Here is a 21551-nt window from a genome sequence, read left to right on the forward strand (position 1 = left end):
CTCCGGTCCCGGCAGCCCCGAGGCTCCGCGTCCGGCCTCCGGTCCCGGCAGCCCCGAGGCTCCGCGTCCGGCCTCCGGTCCCGGCAGCCCCGAGGCCCCGCGCCGGACCTCCGGCCCCGGCGGCTCCGGCGCACGCGTGCGCGGTGGCCTCGGCGCACCGCTGTCCGCGCTGCCGCCGAGCGCCGAGCCGCCCGGTTCCGCCGCGTCCGGTGCCCGCGCCTCCCGTACCACGTCCGGCCCGGACGCCCGGCGTGCTCAGGCCCGCCAGGACCAGGCCTCCGCGTCCGCCGCGGCGCCGCCCACGGGGGCCACGGCGCCCGTGGCTCCGGCGGACGCCCCGTTGCTGGGGACGGCACACGTCCAACGCCGCCTCGCCGACCATTCCTCCACCAGGGACACCACCGAGGCCGCTCACGCCGGCCACGCGACCGGGCCCGCCACACCGCTGGTGACGCCGCCCCCGGCCGCCGTACCCGACCGGCCGCGACCGGCAGGCGCCGTGGACCCGGAACGCGCGGCAGCACATCCGCGACGCCCCGGCACGGCGTCCGGCGGGCCGGGCGCCGGTTGGGCGGACCCGGACGGATCGCGCGCCGGTCGGCCCGGCCCGGCGGGACCGCGCACCGATGGGCCGACGTCCGGTGGACAGCGGGCGGACGGGCCGGGCTCCGGCGGGCAGGGCTCCCAGCGGGCGGACGGGCCGGGCTCCGGCGGGCAGGGCCCCCAACGCCCCGCCGGTCCGCGTGGCCAGGTGGTCGTGGCCAGGGCGGTCGCTGCCGGCGTCACAGCCACCGGAGGCACCGCACGCGCTGCGGGCGGCTCGGCCGCCGGAAGCGGGGACGGCACCGCGAGCGACGGGGGCACCCGGCCTCCCGGCTCCGCGGGCCCCCTCCCTCTCACCGTGGCCCGCTCCGCGGCACGGTCCGCCACGGCCGCACCGCGTACCCTCTCGCTGCTCGCCGCCCGTCCGCTGACCCTGAGCACCGGGACCCCGGAAGGCGCGGTACCGCCCGTCGCCGTCCGTACCGGCAGCCGTCCCGTGGTGGCGGCGCGCTGGTCCGGCGCACCGGCTGCCGAGCCGGCCGGCATCGCGCGGAACAGCACGCGGGCCCGCGAGCGGACCACCTCGCAGGCCACCGCGCCGGCCGGAGCCCGGACCGGCGGGGCCCCCGTGTACCCGGCACCCCGCGCGCCCGCCCCGGCGACGCCGCAGGTCGCACAGGGCGCGACCGCGCACCCCGGATCGCCGGACAGGGGCTCGGGGAGCCCAACGACGGGTTCCCGGGCTCCCGTTCAGCGGGTTCCCGTCGTCCGCCCCGCGTCACCTCCGCCGACGACGGCCGGTGTGACGGCCGGTGCGTCCGCCGCCGTACCGGCGCGGCCCCTGCCGGTGACCGCCCCGCGGACGCCGCCGCTCGCGGACCGGCCGCCGGCGGCCCCGCCGTCGGTGGGGCCCGTGCCCGTGGTTCGGGCGCGGACCGCCCCGTCGGGCCGCGCCCGCACAGCGGGGTCGCCCGCCCCGGTGCAGCGGGACGCCAACGGCACCGCCGGTGCCGACCTGCTCAAGGGCGTACAGGTCAAGGAAGTACCGGCGCGGGGCCGGTCGCGGTCGTCGTCGGCCTCGTCCGCGCCCGCCGAGACCTCCGCATCCGGCCCGGGCAAGACCGCGGCCCACCGCACCGGGACCGCACCGGGTGACGCCGGTCTCGACCTCGACGACCTGGCGCGGCGCCTCCTTGACCCGGTGTCACGGCTGCTGCGCACCGAGTTGCGGCGCGGCCGGGAACGCACCGGCCGCCCCTACGACGGACGCCGCTGAGGGCCCCGATGGACGACGAACGACTGACTGGCGAGTGACGGACGAATGACCGACAGCATCTTCGCGACGAGCGTGTTCTTCCGGCTCGCGATCGGCGGCAACGACCTGGGTGCCTTCCACACCTGCTCCGGCATGGGAGCCGAGGTCGAGATGGAGACGTACGCCGAGGGCGGCAACAACGGCTTCACCTGGCAGCTGCCCAGCCGCGTGTCCTGGTCGAACATCACGCTGACCCGGCCCGTCACCGCCGACACGGCGAAGATCGCCCGCTGGCTCGACGAGACGCTGAAGCGGGTGGAGCCCAAGGACGGCGAGATCGTGGCGCTGAGACCGGACCTGACCCGGATCATCAGCTGGCAGGTGTTCGGCATCGTCCCGGTGCGCTGGCAGGGCCCGTCCTTCGATCCCGCCAACTCGCAGGCCGCGGTGGAGACCCTGGAGATCGCGCACCAGGGGCTGCGCCCCTCCTGACCCGCCGGGCACCACGACCACCACCCTCGACCGCCGTCCCCGGAAAGGAAGTCACGGCCATGTCCCCAGCGGTCCGCACCAGCCGGACCAGGGCCCAGCTGACCCTGAAGGAGCCCCCGGCCTCCGTCGGTGCGAAGCCCGGCGGGACGATCGCGCGGGTGGACCTGCAGTTCAACCCGTCCACCCTGCAGCTGCGCAAGACCACTGAGTGGCGGCGCTCCCCGTCCCGGATGGCGGGGCAGTCGGCGCTGCCCGAGTTCGTCGGCAGTGGACCGCGCGAGCTGAGCCTTGAGGTGTTCCTGGACGCCACCGCCACCCACGACAACTCCGTGGAGCAGGCGGTGGAGAAGCTGATGAAGGCGTGCGTGCCGACCCCGGCGAGTCTGGGCCGCAAGAAGCCGGCCAGCCCGTGGGTGAGGTTCGAGTGGGGCACGTCGCGGACCACCTCGTTCGACGGGGTGCTGTCGAGTCTGTCGGTGACGTACACGCTGTTCGACGTGGACGGAAAGCCGCTGCGGGCCACCTGCGCACTGTCCATCGAGGAGGCGAGCGTCGACCCTCCGGGCCAGAACCCGACCTCCGGCGCGCGCACCGCCCGCAGCACGCACACCGTGGTGGCGGGCGACAGCCTGGCGCTGCTGGCCTGGCGGGAGTACGGCGACGCGACGGCCTGGCGGGTCATCGCGGAGGCGAACGACATCGACGACCCGATGGCGCTCGTGCCCGGCACCGAACTGGTGGTGCCGGGACTGCGCGACGCGGGCGCTGAGGAGGATCAGTGACCACACCCGAGGCGCGGGGCGGCCGGTCGTTCGCGGCGGACCCCGTGATCGAGACCCCCGGCGAACTCCCGCGGATCTGGGCCGCCCAGCTGGTGAGCTGTGTGGTCGACGGGAACATGGGCCTGCCGGACGCGGCGGTGCTCACCTTCCGCGATCCCGACCACGAGTTCCTGCAGGCGACCGGCATCACCATCGGCACCCCGCTGCGGGTGTCGGTGGTGACCGTGTCCGGGCAGGCGCGTGAGCGGCTGTTCGACGGCGAGGTGACGGGCATGGAGCTGGACCGGGACGGCACGGGCTCGTTCACGGTGGTGCGCGCCTACTCCAAGGCGCACCGTCTCCAGCGGGGCCGCAAGGTGGTGGCGTACCGCAACATGACGGCGGCGGCGATCGTCCGCAAGGTGGCCGCGGGGGCCGGGCTGGCCTGCGGGAAGGTGGAGGCCGCGCCGGTCACCTACCGGCAGCTGTCCCAGGCGAACGTCTCCGACTGGGACTTCCTGCAGTACCTGGCGGGGGAGAGCGGCGCGCAGGTGCACGTCGACGACAAGGGACTGCTGCAGTTCACCAGGCCGCAGAAGGCGTCCGGCGCGCCCGCGCCGTCGACCCCGGCCACCCGCAGCCCGATGGTGCTGGAGTACGGGCGCAACCTGCTGGCGCTGCGGGCCTCGCTGTCGGCGGCGGACGGTGCCTCACAGGTGGAGGTGCGCGGCTGGGACGTCACCACGAAACGGCCGCTGGTGGCACGCAAGCCGTCGGTGAACAGCGACACGGTGGTGCCGGGGCTGAGCCCGGCGTTCGCCGCCCGGTTCGGCAAGTCGTCGAAGCTGACCGTCACGGACACCCCGTATCGCACCCAGGCGGAGGCCACGGCGGTCGCCGACGCCACGGCAGCTCACGTCAGTGCGGCCTTCGGCGAGTTGGAGGCGGTGGTCGAGGGGAACCCCGGGTTGCGGGCGGGCAAACCGGTCGCGCTCGGCAACGTCGGGCAGGCCTTCTCCGGCCGGTACACGGCGACGGCGGTGCAGCACGTCCTGGATCCGCACGGCGGGTACCGGACGACGGTGTGGGTCAGCGCCAGCCCGGACCGCTCCCTGACGGGCCTGGTGACCGGGGCGAACGCGCCCGGCCGCAGCCCGCGCATGCCCGGTCTGGCGATCGGCGTGGTGACGGACGTACGCGAACCGGGCGGCTCCGAACGCGGCGCCGTACGGCTGAAGTTCCCCTGGCTGGACGACACGTACGTCACGGACTGGGTACGTACCGTGCAGTGGGGCGGCAAGGGCGGCGGAGGTGTCGTCAGCCCCGAGGTCAACGACGAGGTACTGGTCGGCTTCGAACAGGGCCTGCTGGACAGCCCGTACGTCATCGGCGGTCTGTACAACGGCGTGGACAAGCCCTCGCCGCACGACGTCCCACTGATCGACAAGACCACCGGGAAGGTCAACCGCCGCTCCATCGTGTCGCGTTCGGGGCACCGGGTGGAACTGCTGGACGCGAGGGCACCCGGCCGCTCCGGGGTGCGGCTGACGAGCGCCGACGAACGCCTCGAAGTGTTCCTGGACAACCGCAGGGACCGCATCGAGTTGACCGTGTACGCCGCCAAGGGCCGCCAACGACCCCTCACTTCCGTCCTGCTCGACAAGAAGGGCATCACCCTCGACGCGGGGCGCGGCGACGTGAGTGTGTCGGGCCGCAACGTGGACATCCAGGGCAGGGTCGGGGTGAGGATCGGCGGCCGCACGGTGAGCGTCAACGGCTCGTCGAACGTCACCGTCGACGGCGGTCTGCTGGGCGTCCTCAAGGCCAGGCTCATCCGGATCAACTGACCTCTGTCTCCCCTGACCCCTGCTCTCCCCGAGATTCCCAAGGAGCATCCATGCCGGCCGCAGCCCGTACCGGTGACCCCACCAACCACGGCGGGGTGATCGCCACCCCGCCGCCCGGCGCCGCCGTGGCGGTCGCGACCGTGCTGATCGGCGGCCGTCCCGCCGCCGTCGCGGGCAGCCTGCACACCTGCGCGATGCCACCGCACCTGGCCCTGGGCCCGGGCAACGTGATCCTGCCCAATCCGGCCGCAGTCGCCTCGGGCGAGGTCCTCATCGGCGGGCTGCCGGCCGCCCGGATGCGCGACCAGACCACGTGCGGCGCGATGATCTCGGCCGGCGCGCTGAACGTCCTGATCGGGGGCGTGTGATGAGCGAGCGGTTCATCGGCCGCGGCTGGGGGTTCCCGCTGCGGGTCGGGCCGACCGGCGGGATCGGCATGGTCGAGCGGGAACGGGAGATCGAGGAGGCCATCCGCCTGGTCCTCGGCACCGCGCCCGGCGAGCGGCCGATGCGCCCCGAGTTCGGCTGCGGCATCCACGACCACGTCTTCGCGCCCGGTGACGGCGCCACCGCCGGCCGCATCGCACAGCAGGTGCGCGAGGCCCTGGAGCGGTGGGAGCCGCGCATCGCGGTGGACGACGTGGTGGTCGCCTACGACGCGGTCGAGGCCGGGACCCTCTACATCGACGTGCACTACACCCTGCGTTCCACCAACGACCGGCGCAACCTGGTCTTTCCCTTCTACACGATCCCCTCTGAGGAGGGGGCCGAGGAATGGGGCGCCGACTGATGGCCCTGCCCTCCCCGAACCTGGACGACCGGCGCTTCCAGCACCTCGTCGACGAGGCCAAGCGGTACGTGCAGCAGCGCGCCCCGGAGTGGACCGACCACAATGTCTCCGACCCGGGCGTCACCCTGATCGAGACGTTCGCCTACCTCGTGGACCAGCTGCTGTACCGGCTCAACCGGGTCCCCGACAAGAACTACACAGCGTTCCTGGATCTGCTCGGCATCCGCCTGTTCCCGCCGGCGGCGGCCGTGGCCGAGGTCGACTTCTGGCTGTCCGCGCCCCAGCCCGACACGGTGGCGCTGCCCGCGGGCACCGAGGTGACCACGGCGGGCGGCGAGGGCGACGAGGCCGTGGTGTTCACCACCACCGAGGAACTGCGCATCATGCCGAGCGAGTTGACCCGACTGGTCACCGCGCCCCGCACCGGAGAGCAGGCCGACCGGACCGGGGAGCTCACCGACGGCCGCCACGTGCCCGCCTTCCAGACGGCGCCGGAGCCGGGCGACGCGCTGCTGTTCGGTCTGCCGACGGCGGTGCCGCGCTGCGTGGTCGCGGTGCGCCTGGACAGCCGCGTGGAGGGCATCGGCGTGGACCCGCGCCAGCCCCCGCTGGTGTGGGAGGCGTGGGACGGCGGCGGCTGGCGGGTGTGCGAGACCGGCGAGGACTCCACCGGCGGGCTGAACCGGCCCGGCGAGGTCATCGTGTACGTACCGGCCGCGCACACGGCCTCCGTGATCGGCGGCACCCGGGCCGGCTGGCTGCGCTGCCGGGTCACCGAGCCGGAACCGGGCCAGCCGTTCTACTCGGAGTCCCCCACGGTGCGCGAGGCGTCGGTGTTCACCGTGGGCGGCACCATGTCCGTCGAGCACGCCGAGACCGAGACCGATGTGCCGCTCGGCACCTCGGAGGGGGTCGCCGGGCAGACGTTCCGGCTCGGCCGCCCGCCGGTCCTCGTCGACGGTGAGCCGCCCGTGGTGGAGGTGTCGTCCGCCGAGGGCTGGCAACGCTGGGAGGTGGTCGAGTACTTCGGCCGCTCGGGGCCGGCCGACCGGCACGTCCGGGTCGACGCCACCACCGGCGAGTTCACCTTCCCGCCGGTGCTGCGCGAACCGGACGGCACGCTCAGGCAGTGCGGCGCCGTGCCGCCCAAGGGTGCCCAGATCCGGGTGGCCCGCTACCGCACCGGCGGCGGCCCGGCCGGCAACGTGGCCCGGGGCGCGATCTCGGTGCTGCGCAGTTCCGTGCCGTACGTCGCGCGGGTCGTCAACCGGGAGGCGGCGCGCGGCGGCGTCGCGGGTGAGACCGTCGCCAACGCCAAGCTGCGGGCGCCGGAGGCTCTGCGCATGCAGGAGCGCGCGGTCACCGCCGAGGACCACGAGATCATCGCCCGTCAGGCGGCCCCCTCGGTACGCCGGGTCCGCTGTCTGCCCGCCAGCGAGGGCGCCGGCGCGGTACGCGTCCTGGTCGTGCCGGACGCGGTGGCCGACGAGAGCGACGGCCGGCTCCGCTTCGAGCAGCTCATCCCCTCCGACCAGGTCCTGCGGGCGATCACCTCCAGCCTCGACGAACGCCGCCTGATCGGCACCCGCCTCGTGGTCGAGCCGCCCGTCTACCAGGGCGTCACCGTGGTCGCCCGGCTCGCGGTGGCACCGGCCGACACCGACCGGGTCCGCGACGCGGCCCTCACCGCCCTGTTCCGCCACCTCAACCCGCTGACCGGCGGGCCGGACGGCACCGGCTGGCCCTTCGGACGACCGGTCCAGTACGGCGACGTGTTCGGCGTCCTGCAACGCGCCACCGGCAACGCCCTGGTCGAGGAGATCCTGCTGTTCCCCGCCGACCCGATCACCGGGCGGCGCGGCGCACCGACGGACCGCATCGACGTGGCCGCGGGCGCGCTGGTCTTCTCGTACCAGCACCAGGTGCTCGTCAAGGCCGTGGAACCGGAGGCACGGGGATGAGCCGCGCGGCCGTACCCGGTCTGCCGAGCCGGTACCCGATCGGTGGGCAACTGCCCGCGCTGTACGCCGACGACGACTTCGCGCAACGTTTCACCGCCGGACTCGACACGGTCCTCGCCCCGGTGTTCGCCACGCTCGACAACCTGCCCGCCTACCTCGACCCCCGGGTGACCCCGCCCGACTTCCTGACCTGGCTGGCGTCCTGGGTGGGCGCCGCCGACGATCCGAAGTGGCCGGTGGAGCGGCGCCGCGCGGTGGTCGTCCGCGCGGTGGAACTGCACCGGTGGCGCGGTACCCGGCGCGGCCTGGTCGAGGCCCTGCGGCTCGCGCTCGGCGTGCACGCGGAGGTCACCGGTGACGGCGCCGCGGTGTGGTCGAACACCCCGGGTGCCGACCTGCCGCCGGAGCCCCCCGCCGAAGTCCTGGTCCGGGTGTGGCCGGACCGCGGGGCCTGGGTGGACCCGGACAGGATCCACGAGGTCGTCAGGGCCATGTGCCCGGTCCACACCGTCTGCCGGCTGGAAGTCCTGCCCGGCCCGCCCACCGACGAAGGGAGGTGACGCCGTGCGCGCCTGTCCCGCGTGCGGGGCGTCCAACGACCCCACGGACGACTTCTGCGGCAACTGCGGGGCGTACTTGGGGTGGCCGGACCGCGCGGCGACACAGGGGGCGTCGTCTTCGGGTGCGTCGTCTTCGGATACGGCCTCGGAGCCGCCGACGTCAAGAACGCCGGCTCCGGATGCGGCGCAGGATCCACCGGTCCCCGGTACGTCCTCGGCGCCGCCCGCCCCGAGCGCGCCCCGGCCCACGGCCTCCCAGCCCCCGACAGCGGGCGCGCCCGCCCGGTCGTCGGCGCCGGGCACCCCGGCGCAACCCCCGGCCGCGACGGCTGCCCCCCGGGCCCCCTCGCCCCCGCCGGCTCAGGAGCCGCCTGCCCGGGGCTCGTCGTTGCGGCCCCGGCTGACGGGCCGCGGTCGTGGTGAGGCTCGGGCGGCGAGCACGGCGGCCGCCGCGGGCCCACGCCCCCGCGACGGTGCCGGCGAGACCTCCGGAGCCACCTCGGGCGAGGACGCCACGACGAGCCCCGCGGCCCGGCCCGGCCCCGGCGACGCGCGCTCCGCTACCGAACCCCGCCCGACCACCGGTGAGGCCCCGCGCACCGACGGAGCAGCCCCCACGACCGCGGCGCCCACCGGCCGCCCCGCTCGGGCCACCCCACCGGCTTCGGCCCCCCGGATCGCGCCGGGTCCCCGCCCCCCGGCCGCTCCCACCCCCGAGTCACCGGCCCCCGCCCCCATCCAGCCCGTACGCCCCGCGAAGCCGGTGGCCGCCCGCCCCGTCGTACGCCCCGTGGCGGCGCCCGACGACGTGGCGGGGCCGCCCTGTCCCGCCTGCGGTACGCCCAACCCGCCCGGCCGGCGGTTCTGCCGGCGCTGCGCGGCCGTGCTCGACCCCGCCGCGAAGCCCGAAGCGCTGCCGTGGTGGCGGACCGTGTGGCCGTTCCGCCGCAAGGTGCGGGCGAGTTCGGGCAGGACGGTGCGGCTGCTGGTGATCCTCGCCGTTGTGGTGGCGCTGTGCACCGGTGGTCTCCTGCTGCTCCCCGCCGGACGCGCCCTGTTCGAGGACACCCGGGACAAACTGGGCAAGGCCCAGCCCATCCCCCCGGTGGACATCAAGGCGAGCGCCGAGAGCCCTGGGTACCCGGCGAAGAACACCATGGACGGGGTGAGTAACAGCTACTGGGGCGCGCCCGCGCCCGGCGCCTCGGTGAGGTACACCTTCCGAAAGCCGTTCCGCCTGGTCGACATGATCATCACCAACGGCCCGTCCAAGGACCCGGAACAGTACGTCCGCCAGGCACGCGCCCTTCGCATGGACCTGGTGGTGACGACGCGGGACGGCGGGCAGCAGCGCAGGCAACTCACCCTCAGCGACAAAGCCGGCCCGCAGACGATCTCCACCGGCATCAGCGACGTGCGGACCGTACGCCTGGTCCTGCGCTCGCCCGTGGGTCTGACGGCGGGCCGCCGACTGGCGCTCGCCGAGGTCGAGTTCTTCCAGCGAGGCTGATTCGCACCACCCGCGACGTTCGCGACCGGCCTGCGTCGGCGCCGGACCGGCCGGATCGGCCTTCGCGCCTGCGGCGAGGAGAAGCGGCCTGCGGCCCGTCCGGAAAACTCCTCGGGCGGGCCGCAGATGCGGCAACGATGGTTGAGCTGGTTGATGGCCCGGCGGGTGGCACGTCCGGGGTCGCGTCGGGTGAAGCAGGTGCCGCCGAGTTCTGGTAGGCGACGTTGTGCCGGACCGCGTTGATGACCGCGGTCGCTGAAGTGATCATCGTGGAGACCGGCGGAGACATGAGCCGGTTCGCCTCGGCCCGCCACCCCGCCTCCTGGGCCGGGGAATGCCGTGGCGTACGCAACGTAGGTTTTACCGTCCCGTGGTTGCCGCCCTCACGGGCCCGTCGGATTCTTGGTCACCATGCCGTCTGGCAACTGGTTCTGCTGGTCACGGGGGGTGCATGGGCCCCTCCGCGCTGAGCGGGGGATGTTCATGCACCTCGAGTTCCGGCACCTCCGTGTCCTGCTCACCGTCGCCGAGGCCGGCAGCATCCGCAAGGCCGCCGCACGGCTGCAGCTCTCTCAGCCGGCCACGAGCGCTCAGCTGAAGCGGATCGAACACGAGCTGGGCGGCCCGCTCTTCATCCGCAGCGCCGACGGGGTGAAGCCGAACGAGAACGGACAGTACGTCCTGCGCTGCGCCCGTGACCTCGTCGTCGGCTTCGACCGGCTGCGCGAGTACGCGCGAACGGCGGCCGAGGCGGACAGACAGGCCGCCGCGCTGCTGAGGGCGGGCGGCACCGCCGGCCCCCTGGTGTCCCTGCTGGTCTCCGCCCTCTTCGAACTCGTCCCGGAACGCCGGCTCACCATAGATGCCCGTCGTTCCGTGCACACCCTGGCGAAATCGCTGAGCCTGTCGAAATGTGACATCGCGGTGTTCGGCGAGTTCCCGGGCTTCCCCCTTCCGGTCGGCGAGTCGGTGGCGACACACACACTGCTCCGCGAGCCCGTCTTCGTCCTGCTCGCCGAGGACCACCCGCTGGCGCGCCAGGAGACGGTCCGCCTCCATGAGCTGGCGGGCGAGGAGTGGGTCATGCCGGAGGCCGACGAGAGCGGGGTGCACGCGTACCTGCATCTCACCTGTCAGTCAGCGGGATTCACTCCGCGCATCGCCCATGTGACGCCGGACCTGTCCGTGGCGCAGGTCCTGGTCGCCGGCCGGCGTGCCGTCTGCGGCGTATGGCCGACCGCCGATGTCTCCCCCCACGGCACCGTGCAGCGGCCGCTCGTGGACATTCCGTTCCACCGGCGGCTGCTGCTGGCCTGGAACACGGAATCGGTTCCGCCCGAGCTCGCCGACGCGGCGTGCGAGCGTCTGCTGGCCGCCTATCTGTCGCTGGTGCGGCAGCGGCCGCCGTACCTGGCCTGGTGGGAGGGCGGGGGCGACGAGTTCGCCCTCGGTGAGCGCATGTGACCGGCCGGGCCGCGGCACCCCACGCCCTATAGCTCCGCAGTTATATCTCAAATGAAGTCACGTCAGGGACATGCCACCTGCTGAACACTTCGCGTCAACGTCCGAGGACGTCGTCACCCCACGACGAGCGAAGGAATCACCCCGTCATGTCCCGTCCCCTTCTTGCCCTTTCCACAATGGTCGCCGCCGGTGTCATCACCACGGGTGCGATGGCCGTACCCGCGCACTCGCAGACCCCTACAGTGCAGCGCGGAACCTCCGCCCGCGACACGGCGATATCCCAGGCCGAGGCCAACGTGACCCGGCACGCCGACACCTTCGGTTTCGGTGCGGGCCAAACGCTCAAGGTGAAGGACGTCGTGATCGACGCCGACGGCACCCAGCACGTCCGCTTCGAGCGGACCTACCGCGGCCTCCCCGTCGTCGGCGGCGACTTCGTCGTCCACCAGAAGGCCGACGGCTCGCTCAAGGGATCCACCCGTGCCAAGGCCCACAAGGTGGCGCTCACGTCCGTCACTCCCGCCGTCGACGCCAAGGGCACCGCAGCCAGGGCCCTGAAGCGCTCGCACGGATCGGTGCGCAACGCCAAGTCCACCCCCAAGCTGATCGTGTGGGCCGCCGACGGCATGCCTCGCCTGGCCTGGCGCACCACCGTGCAGGGCCTGGGCGACAAGGGCCAGCCGCACGGCGAGGTCTTCGTCACCGACGCCACCACCGGCGCCGCGATCGAGAACTACGACGCCGAGCGCGAGGCGACCGGCACCGGCCACGCCGAGTACACCGGTGACGTCGGCATCGACACCACCCAGCAGGCCGACGGCACCTTCGCCCTGATCGACCCGGTGCGCGGCCACATCACCAAGGACGCCCACAACCTCTCGTCCTCGTCCGTGAAAAGCTCGTCCGGCACCCTGTTCACCGACGCCGACAACACCTGGGGCGACGGCCGGAAGTTCTCCACCGACCGCGCCACCGCCGCCGTCGACGCGCACACCAACACCGCGCAGACGTTCGACTACTACAAGACGACTTTCGGCCGCAACGGCATCAAGGACGACGGCCGCGGCGCCACCGTCTTCGTCCATGTCGGCACCAACTGGGACAACGCCCAGTGGTCGGACTCCTGCTTCTGCATGATGACCGGCGACGGCAACGGCACCACCGACCCCGAGCAGGTCGACCTCGACACCATGGGCCACGAGATGACCCACGGCGTCACCTCGGCCACCGCCAATCTGCGCTACAGCGGTGAGTCCGGCGGCCTGAACGAGGCCACCAGCGACATCCTCGGCACCATGGTCGAGTGGTACGCCAACAACCCCGTCGACACCCCCGACTACCTCTTCAGCGACCAGTCCACCCCGCCGTGGCTGCGTCGCTTCGACAAGCCGTCCCTGGACGGCCGCTCCGCCGACTGCTGGTCGAAGTCGGTCGGCCGCCTCGACGTGCACTACTCCTCGGGCGTCGGCAACCACTGGTTCTATCTCGCCAGTGAGGGCAGCGGCGCCAAGACCGTCAACGGAGTCTCCTACAACAGTCCTACCTGCAACGGCTCCACCGTCACCGGCATCGGCAACCAGAAGGCCTCCGCCATCTGGTACCGGGCGCTGACCGTCTACATGACCTCCACCACGGACTACAAGGGCGCCCGCACCGCGACTCTGAACGCGGCGAAGGACCTCTACGGCGCCACCAGCCCCGAGTACGCCACCGTGGCCGCAGCCTGGAGCGCGGTCAACGTCCCATGAGGCACCGACGCACCACCTGATCCGCGGGAGCCGGCCCGGACGACGACGAAGACCCCCACGGTCGTCGCCCGGGCCGGGCGTTTCCGACGACGCCGTGCCTCTCGAGGCCGGTGAGCCTCTAGCTCCGCGTACGCCGCCTGATGGACGGCACATACGCCGGTCCCGACGTTGTGAAAACGCCGGTGAGAGGGCACGCCCGGCCGGCTCGCTCCCATCCGGGGTTGCCGCGGGTTGTGAAACCTTCACCCGGGCCTGCTCTGCCCGGACCGCGCACCGAAACCCCCGCGCCCAGGCCCCGGACGGCCCCCAGGCGAGAAGAACAGGCGACCGTCCTCGTCGTCGCTCCGCCACAGGCCGATTTTTTCGCGGTCGCGCAGCGCCACACGCAGTTCGTGCGGTGCTAGCTGGAATTCGACCGGGACGAGGCCGGTGCTGTGGAGCCGGCCCGCCGGCAGGTGGTCGACGGCGATGCCGGCGAGCAGCGAGGGAATGCGACCGCCTTCCTTCCGGGCCGTCATGCCCAGCCGACGGGTGACCGGCCGCCCGCGCCCTGGCTGGTGGTGCGTCAGGTACAGCCTGCGGAACCGCTCCGAGAGCGCCTGTTACGGCGATGTGTGCCGTATCACAGCCTCCAAGGGCTGCCCAAGTTGTCTGCATCACAGCGGATATGTCCATTTGGCGTCCATGCTTGAAAGGGATACCGAAAAGGGATACCGACTCCCGAAGTGGATCCCCTCGGCATCATCTTGGGCGCGAAGTTCCCAAGTCGCCCATGACACAGCCTTCGTGACGTTCCTCCTCGTTCCCCCGGAAAGGTGCCATCATGGCCGCTTACCTCTGTCCTCCTGCCGTAATACACGGCGAGTACGCCGTGGAGACCAGCCAGATCGTGGCGGAGGTGCGCGACCGGCACCCGCACGCGGCGTGGGCGCCGCGGATCGACGGCATCGCGGCCAGTACGGGCATCGAGACCCGCGGATGGATGCTGCCGCTGGAGACCGCCGTCGCGCCCGGCAACGGCGGCGGCCTGCGCACTGTCGGCATCGGGGCCGCCCAAAAGGCGCTGGCACGAGACGGGTTCACCCAGCGGGACGTGGACCGCGTGATCGCCGCCCTCGAGACGATACCCGGGCCGCAGACCGTCCAGGAGCGCACCGCGCCGGCCTGGGAGGCGGTGCAGTCCTATGGGGAGCGTGCGGCGCGCGGGGCCCTGCAGATCGCCGGTCTGGACGCCGCAGACGTCGACTGCCTGATCACCAGTCACTCCACCACCCCGGCGCTGCCGGGTCTCGACATCGCCCTGGCCAACAAGCTTCCGCTCCGCAACGACGTGATGCTGCTGCCGGCCACGCAGTGGGCCTGTATCGCGGGGACCCGCTCCCTGGCGCTGGCGGCGGATCTCGTGGCCGCGGACCCCGAGCGGGTGGTCCTGGTCGTGATCGCGGAGGCGCTGAGCACGACCTATCAGCCCGCGGACGACACCCTCGAGTCCCTGATCGTCCGGTTGCTGTTTGCGGACACCGCGGTCGCCGCGGTGGTCACGGGCCGCCCCAGGCCCGAGTCGGTGCTGCGGCTGGACGCCGCCTGGCACCACACCCTGCCCGGCACCCAAGACCTGCACCGCCTGGATACGCGGGCGGACGGCACCCACTTCGTGATGGACCGGCGCGGGCCGCGCGCAGTACAGGAGACGGTCACCGCGATGTGGGAGTGGCTGCGCGTCCGTTACCAGGACGACCCCGACTCCTGGCACCCCGACGTGCTGCTCGCACACCCCGGGGGGACCCGGGTACTGGAGTACATGGAGCAGACGATGCCCGACGCGTGGCCGTCGGGGCTGCTGGACCACAGCCGGGACAGCTACACCAGCGGCAACCGCGGAGGCGCCGCCGTGTTCGACATCCTGAGGCGCGCGCACGACGCCGGGCAGAAGGCGGGCGATCGCGCCGTCCTGTACGCGGCGGCACCGGGCCTCACCGCCACCGCCCTGGAAGGGCAGTGGCTGTAGCGCGAGCACGCACCACCCGTACCGGCAAACGGGCCGCCCGCGTCACCGGTCACGCCACCGGTACCGCAGAGGGTGCCGTCCGTACCGTCGCCGGCGTCGGCTGACGTGCACGCAGCCCTTGCCCTCGCCGCGCTCGCCTACGCCGACCGCGCTTCTGCAGCCGCGTCACTTCGCGACTTCCGCCCAGATCACCTTGCCGGTGTCCGTCCACCGCACCCCCCACCGGGTGGTGAGCCTGTGCACGACGTGCAGGCCACGACCGCCGTCGTCGAGGAGGCCGCCCCGGCTCAGACGCGGCCTGCCGTTGCCGGTGTCGCCCACCTCGCACAGCAGGCCGCGACCGGTCCTGATCAGTCGTACCGTGATGGGACCGGCGGCGAAGCGCACCGCGTTCGTGACCAGCTCGCTGACCAGCAGCGGCACGGCGTCCCGGACGCTGTCCCTGGTGTGCCATTGCCGCAGCCGCGCGGAGACGTGCGCGCGCGCACGGGCGGGCGCGTCGGCGCGGGCGGGCAGCCGCCAGGTCGCCGTGTCCCCCTTGCGGTAGCCGATCGTGCGCGCGAGCAGCAGGGTCACGTCGTCGCGCCGGCGCACGGGCGTCAGCGTGGAGACGACGTGCCGTGCGGCCTGCTGCAGGGCGTCCCAGGGGTGCACCGCGGACACGGCGTCCGCCAGCCTGCTGATGCCCTCGTCGATCGACAGGGCCGGATCCTCCACCAGGCCGTCGGTGTAGAGGGCGAGCAGGGAGCCCGGGGGCACGGCGAACGTGTGCACGTCCAACGGCTCCCGCAGCGCGAACTCGGCGCCCAGACCGGGGTGAGGGCGGACCGCGAGCGGGCCCGCGTGCCCGTTCGGCAGCACCAGGACCGGGGGGAGGTGGCCGGCGCTGGAGAGCGCCACGTGGTGACTGACCGGGTCGTAGAGGGCGATGCAGCAGGTCGACCCGAGGGCGCTGTAGCCGGCCGTCAGCCCGGACTCCGTGTCGTCCAGCAGCGTCACGGTCTCGTCCAGGTGTTCCAGCACCTCGTCGGGCGCCAGCCCCGCGGACAGCAGCGCGCGGGCCTCCATGCTCAGCTGGCCCATGGTCGCCGCGGCTCCCAGGCCGTGCCCGACGACGTCACCGACCACCAGCGCGGTACGGCCGTCCGGCAGCGGAAAGCTGTTCACCCAGTCGCCGCCGACGCCCGCGCTGTCGGGGCTGGCGGGCTGGTAGACGCTGGCGATCTCGATGGTGTCGCCGCCGGCCCGGGGCAGCAGCCGGCGCTGCAACGCCAGCACCTGCGTGTGCTCGCGCTGGTGCTGACGGGCCAGGTCGACGTGATGGACGGTCCTGGCCACCAGTTCCTGCAGGTCGAGCAGCTCGCTGTCGCGGAAGGGGCAGTCCGCCCGCCGCCAGACCTCCGCCACGCCCAGCACGACGGGCGGCGTGCCGTCCAGGACCAGCGGTATGCACGCCACACCCGCCGACCGGTCACCGGGCACGAGGGCACGCATCACCCGCGGACTGCCGAGCACCCGCTCGACCGCCTCCCGGTCGGGTATGACGATGGCCTGCGGGGCGTCGTCCCGCCGTACCGCCTGCGCCAGCAGGCGACTCGCGTCGCCGGGGAGATCGTCGCCCGGAGTCACGTAGCCGTCGGGCCACGCCCGGTCCGGCACCAGGGCCGCCCGTCGTAGCCGGATGCGCCCCTGCGCCTGCTCGGTGACTCCCTCCCCCGTCCACACCGCGAAGTCGAGGTCGACGGCGGCCACGTCTCCCCAAGCCAGCAGGGACTCCGCCAGCGACTGCGCGGTCTCGCCGATGTCCAGTGAGGTGCCGATCGCGGTCTCGGCGGCGTACAGGTGCAGCCTCTTGGCCATGGCGATCACGGAGACGGTCAGGCCCTCATGAGGGGCCGCGGCGGGCAGGATGCTCATCGAGACCACCAGCTCCGACCCATCGCCGCGCCGCAGGCGCTGGATCCGGGCGACGTGTGCCTCACCGGTCTCCAGGACCTGTCGCAACCGCCGGGTGACCGTCGGTACGTCCCCGGGGGGCAGGAGATCGACGAAAGGACTTCCGGCCACGGCGTCCAGACCCGCGAATACGGGGGCGTCCAGATTGCAGCGGGCGATACTCAGGTCCCTGTCCAGGTTGACCACGCCGAGAATCTGATCCTGACGGTCGGCTGCCGGACTGTCGGGTACGCGTGGGCGGGTGGTGCGGTCGCCCTGCGCGTCGGCAGGACCGCTGGCCGCTACCGCTCCGCCGCGCGGGATGTAGCGCCCTAGGGAGCTGCTGACCAGGTCGAACGGCGACGAGGAGGAGGGGGAGGGGGTGCAGTCCATGCGGCTCTCTCAGCAATCCCCGGCGCAGCGCCGGGGCCGTACTCGAAACCCGTGCGACGGGGCCCCGAGATCCCTGACCGCACACCTCATTGAATAACACCGGGGGGCGCTTCGCCCACACCAGCGGATCGCGCGGTGAACGCGGACAGTGCGGGCATGCAACGAGCGCGCGCCACTCTCCCGCTGGGACAGGGGTCGCCCGGGGGTGAGTCGCGTCGCATCGGAGCGGGCGAGGCTTGCTATGCAACGAGTTGCATAGCAGGATCGGTGTCATGGCGCTCGAACACGCGATTTTGGTGTCGCTTCTGGAGAAGCCGGGATCCGGCTATGAGCTGGCCCGGCGTTTCGAGCGGTCCATCGGCTACTTCTGGACCGCGTCCCACCAACAGATCTATCGCGTGCTCAAGCGCATGGAGAACGACGGTTGGGTCGACGTCCGGGACGTCCCGCAGCAGGGGCGGCCGGACAAGAAGGAGTACAGCGTCGCCGACCTCGGCCGGGCCGCGCTGTCCTCCTGGTTGCACGATCCGATCGAGCCGGAGAGCGTCCGCCACGACCTGGCCGTGAAGATCCGGGGCGCCGCCTTCGACGACCCGGCCGCCCTGATCCGCGAGGTGGAGCGACACCGGGAGGCGCACCAGGACCGGCTGGCGCACTATCTCGCAGGAGAGGCACGGGACTTCACGCGGCCCGAGGCAGGCGCGACCGGTGCAGAGGCGCCGCTCGATGCGGAGCGCGACCTCCAGCATGTGGTACTGCGCGGCGGCATCGCCTACGAGCGGATGATGATCGACTGGCTGGACGACGTGCTTGCCACGCTGGCCCGGTTCGGTCCGGGCTGCTGATCGCCGCCGCACCCTCCGCCGGCCCGACCGCTCAAGCCGGTCCAGCCGTCGGCCTCCCGATTCCCACCCGTCCACCAGCCGAAAGGCGTCCCCATCATGGCTGACCAGCTGCTGTTCAACCCTCGCACGTACGACCCCGCACACTTCGACCCCGAGACGCGCCGCTTGCTGCGTGCCACCGTCGACTGGTTCGAGGAGCGTGGGAAGAGGCGGCTGATCGAGGATTACCGGACGCGCGCGTGGCTCGGCGACTTCCTCGCCTTCGCAGCGAAGGAGAACCTGTTCGCCACCTTCCTGACGCCGTCGTCCGCTGCGGGGAAGGGGGAACCGGACAAGCGGTGGGACACCGCGCGGATCGCCGCGCTCAACGAGATCCTGGGCTTCTACGGCCTGGACTACTGGTACGCCTGGCAGGTCACGATCCTCGGTCTCGGTCCGGTCTGGCAGAGCGACAACGCCGCCGCCCGCTCCCGCGCCGCGGAACTCCTCACGCAGGGAGAGGTGTTCGCGTTCGGCCTGTCCGAGAAGGCCCACGGTGCCGACATCTACACCACCGACATGCTGCTGGAGCCCGACGGCAACGCTGGCTTCCGGGCCACCGGCTCCAAGTACTACATCGGCAACGGCAACGCCGCCGGACTCGTCTCCGTCTTCGGCCGCCGCACCGACGTCGAGGGCCCCGACGGCTATGTGTTCTTCGCCGCCGACAGCCGTCATCCCGCCTACCACCTGGTCAAGAACGTCGTCGACTCCTCGAAGTTCGTCAGCGAGTTCCGCCTGGAGGACTATCCCATAGCGGCCGAGGACGTCCTGCACACCGGCCGCGCCGCCTTCGACGCCGCCCTCAACACCGTCAACGTCGGCAAGTTCAACCTGTGCACCGCCTCGATCGGGATCTGCGAGCACGCGATGTACGAGGCCGTCACCCACGCCCGCAACCGCATCCTCTACGGCCGTCCCGTCACCAGCTTCCCGCACGTGCGGCGCGAGTTGACCGACGCGTACGTCAGGCTCGTCGGCATGAAGTTCTTCAGCGACCGTGCTGTCGACTACTTCCGCTCCGCCGGCCCGGACGACCGCCGCTACCTGCTCTTCAACCCGATGACGAAGATGAAGGTGACCACGGAGGGTGAGAAGGTCATCGACCTGATGTGGGACGTCGTCGCGGCCAAGGGCTTCGAGAAGGACAACTACTTCGCCCAGGCGGCCGTGGAGATCCGCGGTCTGCCGAAGCTGGAGGGTACGGTCCACGTCAACCTGGCGCTGATTCTGAAGTTCATGCGCAGCCACCTCCTCGACCCGGTCGAGTACCCCCGCGTGCCGACCCGCCTCGACGCGGCCGACGACGACTTCCTGTTCCGGCAGGGACCGGCCCGCGGCCTCGGTTCGGTGCGCTTCCACGACTGGCGGCCCGCCTTCGACGCGTACGCGCACCTGCCCAACGTCACTCGCCTGCGCGAACAGGCCGACGCGCTCTGCGCGTTCGTCGCCACGGCCGCCCCCGACGAGGAGCAGAGCCGCGACCTCGACTTCGTCCTCGCGGTCGGTCAGCTCTTCGCCCTCGTCGTGCACGGGCAGCTCGTCCTGGAACAGGCCGCCCTGACCGGACTCGACGAGGACGTGCTCGACGAACTCTTCGCCGTCCTCGTCCGGGACTTCTCCGCGCACGCCGTCGAACTGCACGGCAAGGACTCGGCGACCGAACAGCAGCAGGAGTGGGCGCTGGGTTCGGTCCGGCGGCCGGTCGTCGACGAGGCCCGCACCGAGCGGGTCTGGCAGCGCGTCGAGGCGCTGTCCGGCGCGTATGAGATGGCCCCGTAGGCGCGCCCGCGCATCACCGGTGGCCGGGCCGCGTGGGCCCGGCCACCGGCCGGTCGGTGTTCGGCTCCGTCCCCGTTCCTCTGCGGACAACGAGTACGCGGGGTGTGGCCCGGTGGGCCTGACGCCCGAGCACACGAAGGTGGCGACCCCTCGAAGCCTCCGTCCGCCTGCACCTCGCCGAACCGGCACAACGGCTCGGCCTGCACCGCACCGGCGAGCTCGGCAGCCGAACCGGCTGGGAGATCACCTGCGTGCTACCGGGCCCGAGAGTTACTCCTGTCCGGGGACCGCCATCTCCCCAAGGAGCGACCAGTCGTCCTGCGGCACGGTCGCGTTCACGATGCGCGGCGTCTCGACCAGATGGGGCGGCAGCGTCTGCTGCGCAGCCTTGAAGTGCGCGGACTGCACATGCGCGGCCCCGGACTCGTCGTCGCGGAAGGCCTCGACCAGGACGTACTCGGTCGGCTCCTCCACGCTGCGCGACCAGTCGAACCACAGGCAGCCGGGTTCGGCGCGGGTGGCCCGGGTGAAGTCGGCGGTGATCTCGGGCCAGCGGTCGGCGTGCTCGGGACGGACTCGGAACTTGGCGGTGATGAAGATCATGGGATTCCTTCGCTGATTTCTGTGCGTCCTGCATCACAACAGGCGTTGCGTACGGCGCGGGTGGGGACGACGAGGCGGTCCACGGGCAGGCAGGGCTTTGCCTCCCGGCCGCGCCACCAGCGCTCACGGCGACACGATCGTACGAGCTCGGCTTGCAGTCGCCGGCTTACGGATCCTCCGGCACCGAACGCGTCGCGGCATTCCGCCGCACGGCCCACGGGCCGCGGTTCAACGATCCTTCCAGCAGAGTTACCTACCCCACTTTTCAGCTGGCGGCTGAGCGCTCGCTCAATCCGCCCCGTTGACCCCAGTAGCCGGTGACCCGTCTGCAGGCCGGTAAGGAGGGGAGGTTCGCACATGTCAGAGATCGGTCCGAAACAAACCAGGTGACGTCTCCCCGCCGCTGACTGCTGCCCGGCTTGGGGGCACCTTCTCTCCCGTCGACTCAAGGACTGAGATCGGTCGCTTCATGGACTACTGCATCCCGTGCAGCCGCACGCTCAACGGCGCCGTAACCTGCCCGGAGTGTGGGGCATACGACCCCGACATGGCACAGTTGGGTGATCGGAGAGACGGTGCTCCGGCCGTCGACGCCGCGATGCCCGAGGTCCGCTTCATTGGGGGACCGAGCTCTTCCGGGTCCCCCTCTCCCGGGTCACCGACGCCCTCGCGAGACCTGCCGGCAGACGACCGACCGTCGCGGCTGAAGAAGTATGCCGTCCGGTCTCTTGCCGCAGCCGCCTTCACCCTCCTCGGAGGCCTGGCCACTGCATCGGTGCTCTCCCAGCCGACAGCCCCACGAGCAGCCTCGATTCCGGAACAGCTCTCCCCCGAGGAGCCAGGGGCCCGCGTCACCGAGTCACCGGCTTCACCGGCTTCACCGGAGCGTGTGACCACGCACCCGGCCCGAAAGGGCGTCCGGGACGGAAACAATGACAGGATCCGGCGTCCCCTGCCGACGGCAACTCGCAGCAAGTCACCGGCCTCTCGGCCTCCCGCCGCCACCACCAGTGCG

The 21551-nt window shown here is 72.4% G+C and carries 16 protein-coding genes and 1 pseudogene; 14 read left to right on the forward strand and 3 right to left on the reverse strand.

Annotation, left to right across the window (positions count from 1 at the left end; translation table 11 throughout):
* The 11 genes and pseudogenes from AC07C1_RS01370 to AC07C1_RS01420 all read left to right on the forward strand — a co-directional run.
* A pseudogene (locus tag AC07C1_RS01370) lies at nt 1–1819 on the forward strand (hypothetical protein); the annotation flags it as partial.
* 45 nt (nt 1820–1864) lie between these two features.
* Nucleotides 1865–2290 (forward strand): phage tail protein, encoded by a 426-nt coding sequence (locus AC07C1_RS01375; RefSeq protein WP_478936126.1) that lies wholly within the window; start codon nt 1865–1867, stop codon nt 2288–2290.
* Nucleotides 2291–2349: 59 nt separating this feature from the next.
* The gene (locus AC07C1_RS01380) at nt 2350–3072 is read left to right on the forward strand and encodes a CIS tube protein (protein WP_478936127.1); all 723 of its coding nucleotides are present in this window, start codon (nt 2350–2352) and stop codon (nt 3070–3072) included.
* Nucleotides 3069–4898, forward strand: a complete 1830-nt coding sequence (locus tag AC07C1_RS01385; RefSeq protein WP_478936128.1) for a VgrG-related protein — start codon at nt 3069–3071, stop codon at nt 4896–4898. Before AC07C1_RS01380 ends, AC07C1_RS01385 begins: the two co-directional genes overlap by 4 nt.
* A 50-nt stretch (nt 4899–4948) precedes the next feature.
* A complete protein-coding gene (locus tag AC07C1_RS01390; protein WP_478936129.1) occupies nt 4949–5266 on the forward strand; it encodes a PAAR domain-containing protein in 318 nt (105 codons plus the stop codon).
* Complete coding sequence (locus tag AC07C1_RS01395) at nt 5266–5688, forward strand: GPW/gp25 family protein (protein ID WP_478936130.1); 423 nt, start codon at nt 5266–5268, stop codon at nt 5686–5688. The genes AC07C1_RS01390 and AC07C1_RS01395 overlap by 1 nt, the downstream gene beginning before the upstream one ends.
* Nucleotides 5688–7649, forward strand: a complete 1962-nt coding sequence (locus AC07C1_RS01400; protein WP_478936565.1) for a putative baseplate assembly protein — start codon at nt 5688–5690, stop codon at nt 7647–7649. Before AC07C1_RS01395 ends, AC07C1_RS01400 begins: the two co-directional genes overlap by 1 nt.
* The gene (locus tag AC07C1_RS01405) at nt 7646–8209 is read left to right on the forward strand and encodes a phage tail protein (RefSeq protein ID WP_478936132.1); all 564 of its coding nucleotides are present in this window, start codon (nt 7646–7648) and stop codon (nt 8207–8209) included. Before AC07C1_RS01400 ends, AC07C1_RS01405 begins: the two co-directional genes overlap by 4 nt.
* A 763-nt stretch (nt 8210–8972) precedes the next feature.
* The gene (locus tag AC07C1_RS01410) at nt 8973–9719 is read left to right on the forward strand and encodes an NADase-type glycan-binding domain-containing protein (protein WP_478936133.1); all 747 of its coding nucleotides are present in this window, start codon (nt 8973–8975) and stop codon (nt 9717–9719) included.
* Between the two features lie 483 nt (nt 9720–10202).
* Nucleotides 10203–11183 (forward strand): LysR family transcriptional regulator, encoded by a 981-nt coding sequence (locus tag AC07C1_RS01415; protein WP_478936134.1) that lies wholly within the window; start codon nt 10203–10205, stop codon nt 11181–11183.
* 146 nt (nt 11184–11329) lie between these two features.
* Entirely contained in the window at nt 11330–12931 is a 1602-nt protein-coding gene (locus AC07C1_RS01420; RefSeq protein WP_478936135.1) for a M4 family metallopeptidase, read from the forward strand.
* A 242-nt stretch (nt 12932–13173) separates the two neighbouring features.
* Here the strand turns inward: AC07C1_RS01420 and AC07C1_RS01425 are convergent, their stop codons facing one another.
* Nucleotides 13174–13449: a hypothetical protein gene (locus AC07C1_RS01425; protein ID WP_478936136.1), complete on the reverse strand. Its 276-nt coding sequence runs from the start codon at nt 13447–13449 to the stop codon at nt 13174–13176.
* 305 nt (nt 13450–13754) lie between these two features.
* Here AC07C1_RS01425 and AC07C1_RS01430 point away from each other — a divergent pair, with 305 nt between their 5' ends.
* Nucleotides 13755–14939, forward strand: a complete 1185-nt coding sequence (locus tag AC07C1_RS01430) for a beta-ketoacyl-[acyl-carrier-protein] synthase family protein (protein ID WP_478936137.1) — start codon at nt 13755–13757, stop codon at nt 14937–14939.
* A 165-nt stretch (nt 14940–15104) separates the two neighbouring features.
* Here the strand turns inward: AC07C1_RS01430 and AC07C1_RS01435 are convergent, their stop codons facing one another.
* Nucleotides 15105–17267 carry an ATP-binding SpoIIE family protein phosphatase gene (locus AC07C1_RS01435; protein ID WP_478936138.1) on the reverse strand — a complete coding sequence of 721 codons (2163 nt, stop codon included), beginning with the start codon at nt 17265–17267 and terminating at the stop codon, nt 15105–15107.
* 272 nt (nt 17268–17539) lie between these two features.
* On the opposite strand from AC07C1_RS01435, the gene AC07C1_RS01440 reads away from it, so the two are divergent.
* Nucleotides 17540–18112: a PadR family transcriptional regulator gene (locus tag AC07C1_RS01440; RefSeq protein ID WP_478936139.1), complete on the forward strand. Its 573-nt coding sequence runs from the start codon at nt 17540–17542 to the stop codon at nt 18110–18112.
* 96 nt (nt 18113–18208) lie between these two features.
* Nucleotides 18209–19933: an acyl-CoA dehydrogenase family protein gene (locus tag AC07C1_RS01445; RefSeq protein WP_478936140.1), complete on the forward strand. Its 1725-nt coding sequence runs from the start codon at nt 18209–18211 to the stop codon at nt 19931–19933.
* Nucleotides 19934–20203: 270 nt separating this feature from the next.
* Here the strand turns inward: AC07C1_RS01445 and AC07C1_RS01450 are convergent, their stop codons facing one another.
* A complete protein-coding gene (locus AC07C1_RS01450; protein ID WP_478936141.1) occupies nt 20204–20536 on the reverse strand; it encodes a putative quinol monooxygenase in 333 nt (110 codons plus the stop codon).
* Between the last annotated feature and the right edge of the window lie 1015 nt (nt 20537–21551).

The organism is Streptomyces sp. NPDC045022, assembly GCF_056432605.1.

What these genes read in the sequence shown, in the direction of transcription:
- AC07C1_RS01375 (WP_478936126.1), top strand. Translation starts at nt 1,865, where the DNA reads ATGACCGACAGCATCTTCGCGACGAGCGTGTTCTTCCGGCTCGCGATC.
- AC07C1_RS01380 (WP_478936127.1), top strand. Translation starts at nt 2,350, where the DNA reads ATGTCCCCAGCGGTCCGCACCAGCCGGACCAGGGCCCAGCTGACCCTG.
- AC07C1_RS01390 (WP_478936129.1), top strand. Translation starts at nt 4,949, where the DNA reads ATGCCGGCCGCAGCCCGTACCGGTGACCCCACCAACCACGGCGGGGTG.
- AC07C1_RS01395 (WP_478936130.1), top strand. Translation starts at nt 5,266, where the DNA reads ATGAGCGAGCGGTTCATCGGCCGCGGCTGGGGGTTCCCGCTGCGGGTC.
- AC07C1_RS01400 (WP_478936565.1), top strand. Translation starts at nt 5,688, where the DNA reads ATGGCCCTGCCCTCCCCGAACCTGGACGACCGGCGCTTCCAGCACCTC.
- AC07C1_RS01405 (WP_478936132.1), top strand. Translation starts at nt 7,646, where the DNA reads ATGAGCCGCGCGGCCGTACCCGGTCTGCCGAGCCGGTACCCGATCGGT.
- AC07C1_RS01415 (WP_478936134.1), top strand. Translation starts at nt 10,203, where the DNA reads ATGCACCTCGAGTTCCGGCACCTCCGTGTCCTGCTCACCGTCGCCGAG.
- AC07C1_RS01420 (WP_478936135.1), top strand. Translation starts at nt 11,330, where the DNA reads ATGTCCCGTCCCCTTCTTGCCCTTTCCACAATGGTCGCCGCCGGTGTC.
- AC07C1_RS01425 (WP_478936136.1), bottom strand. Translation starts at nt 13,449, where the DNA reads ATGACGGCCCGGAAGGAAGGCGGTCGCATTCCCTCGCTGCTCGCCGGC.
- AC07C1_RS01430 (WP_478936137.1), top strand. Translation starts at nt 13,755, where the DNA reads ATGGCCGCTTACCTCTGTCCTCCTGCCGTAATACACGGCGAGTACGCC.
- AC07C1_RS01435 (WP_478936138.1), bottom strand. Translation starts at nt 17,267, where the DNA reads ATGGACTGCACCCCCTCCCCCTCCTCCTCGTCGCCGTTCGACCTGGTC.
- AC07C1_RS01440 (WP_478936139.1), top strand. Translation starts at nt 17,540, where the DNA reads ATGGCGCTCGAACACGCGATTTTGGTGTCGCTTCTGGAGAAGCCGGGA.
- AC07C1_RS01445 (WP_478936140.1), top strand. Translation starts at nt 18,209, where the DNA reads ATGGCTGACCAGCTGCTGTTCAACCCTCGCACGTACGACCCCGCACAC.
- AC07C1_RS01450 (WP_478936141.1), bottom strand. Translation starts at nt 20,536, where the DNA reads ATGATCTTCATCACCGCCAAGTTCCGAGTCCGTCCCGAGCACGCCGAC.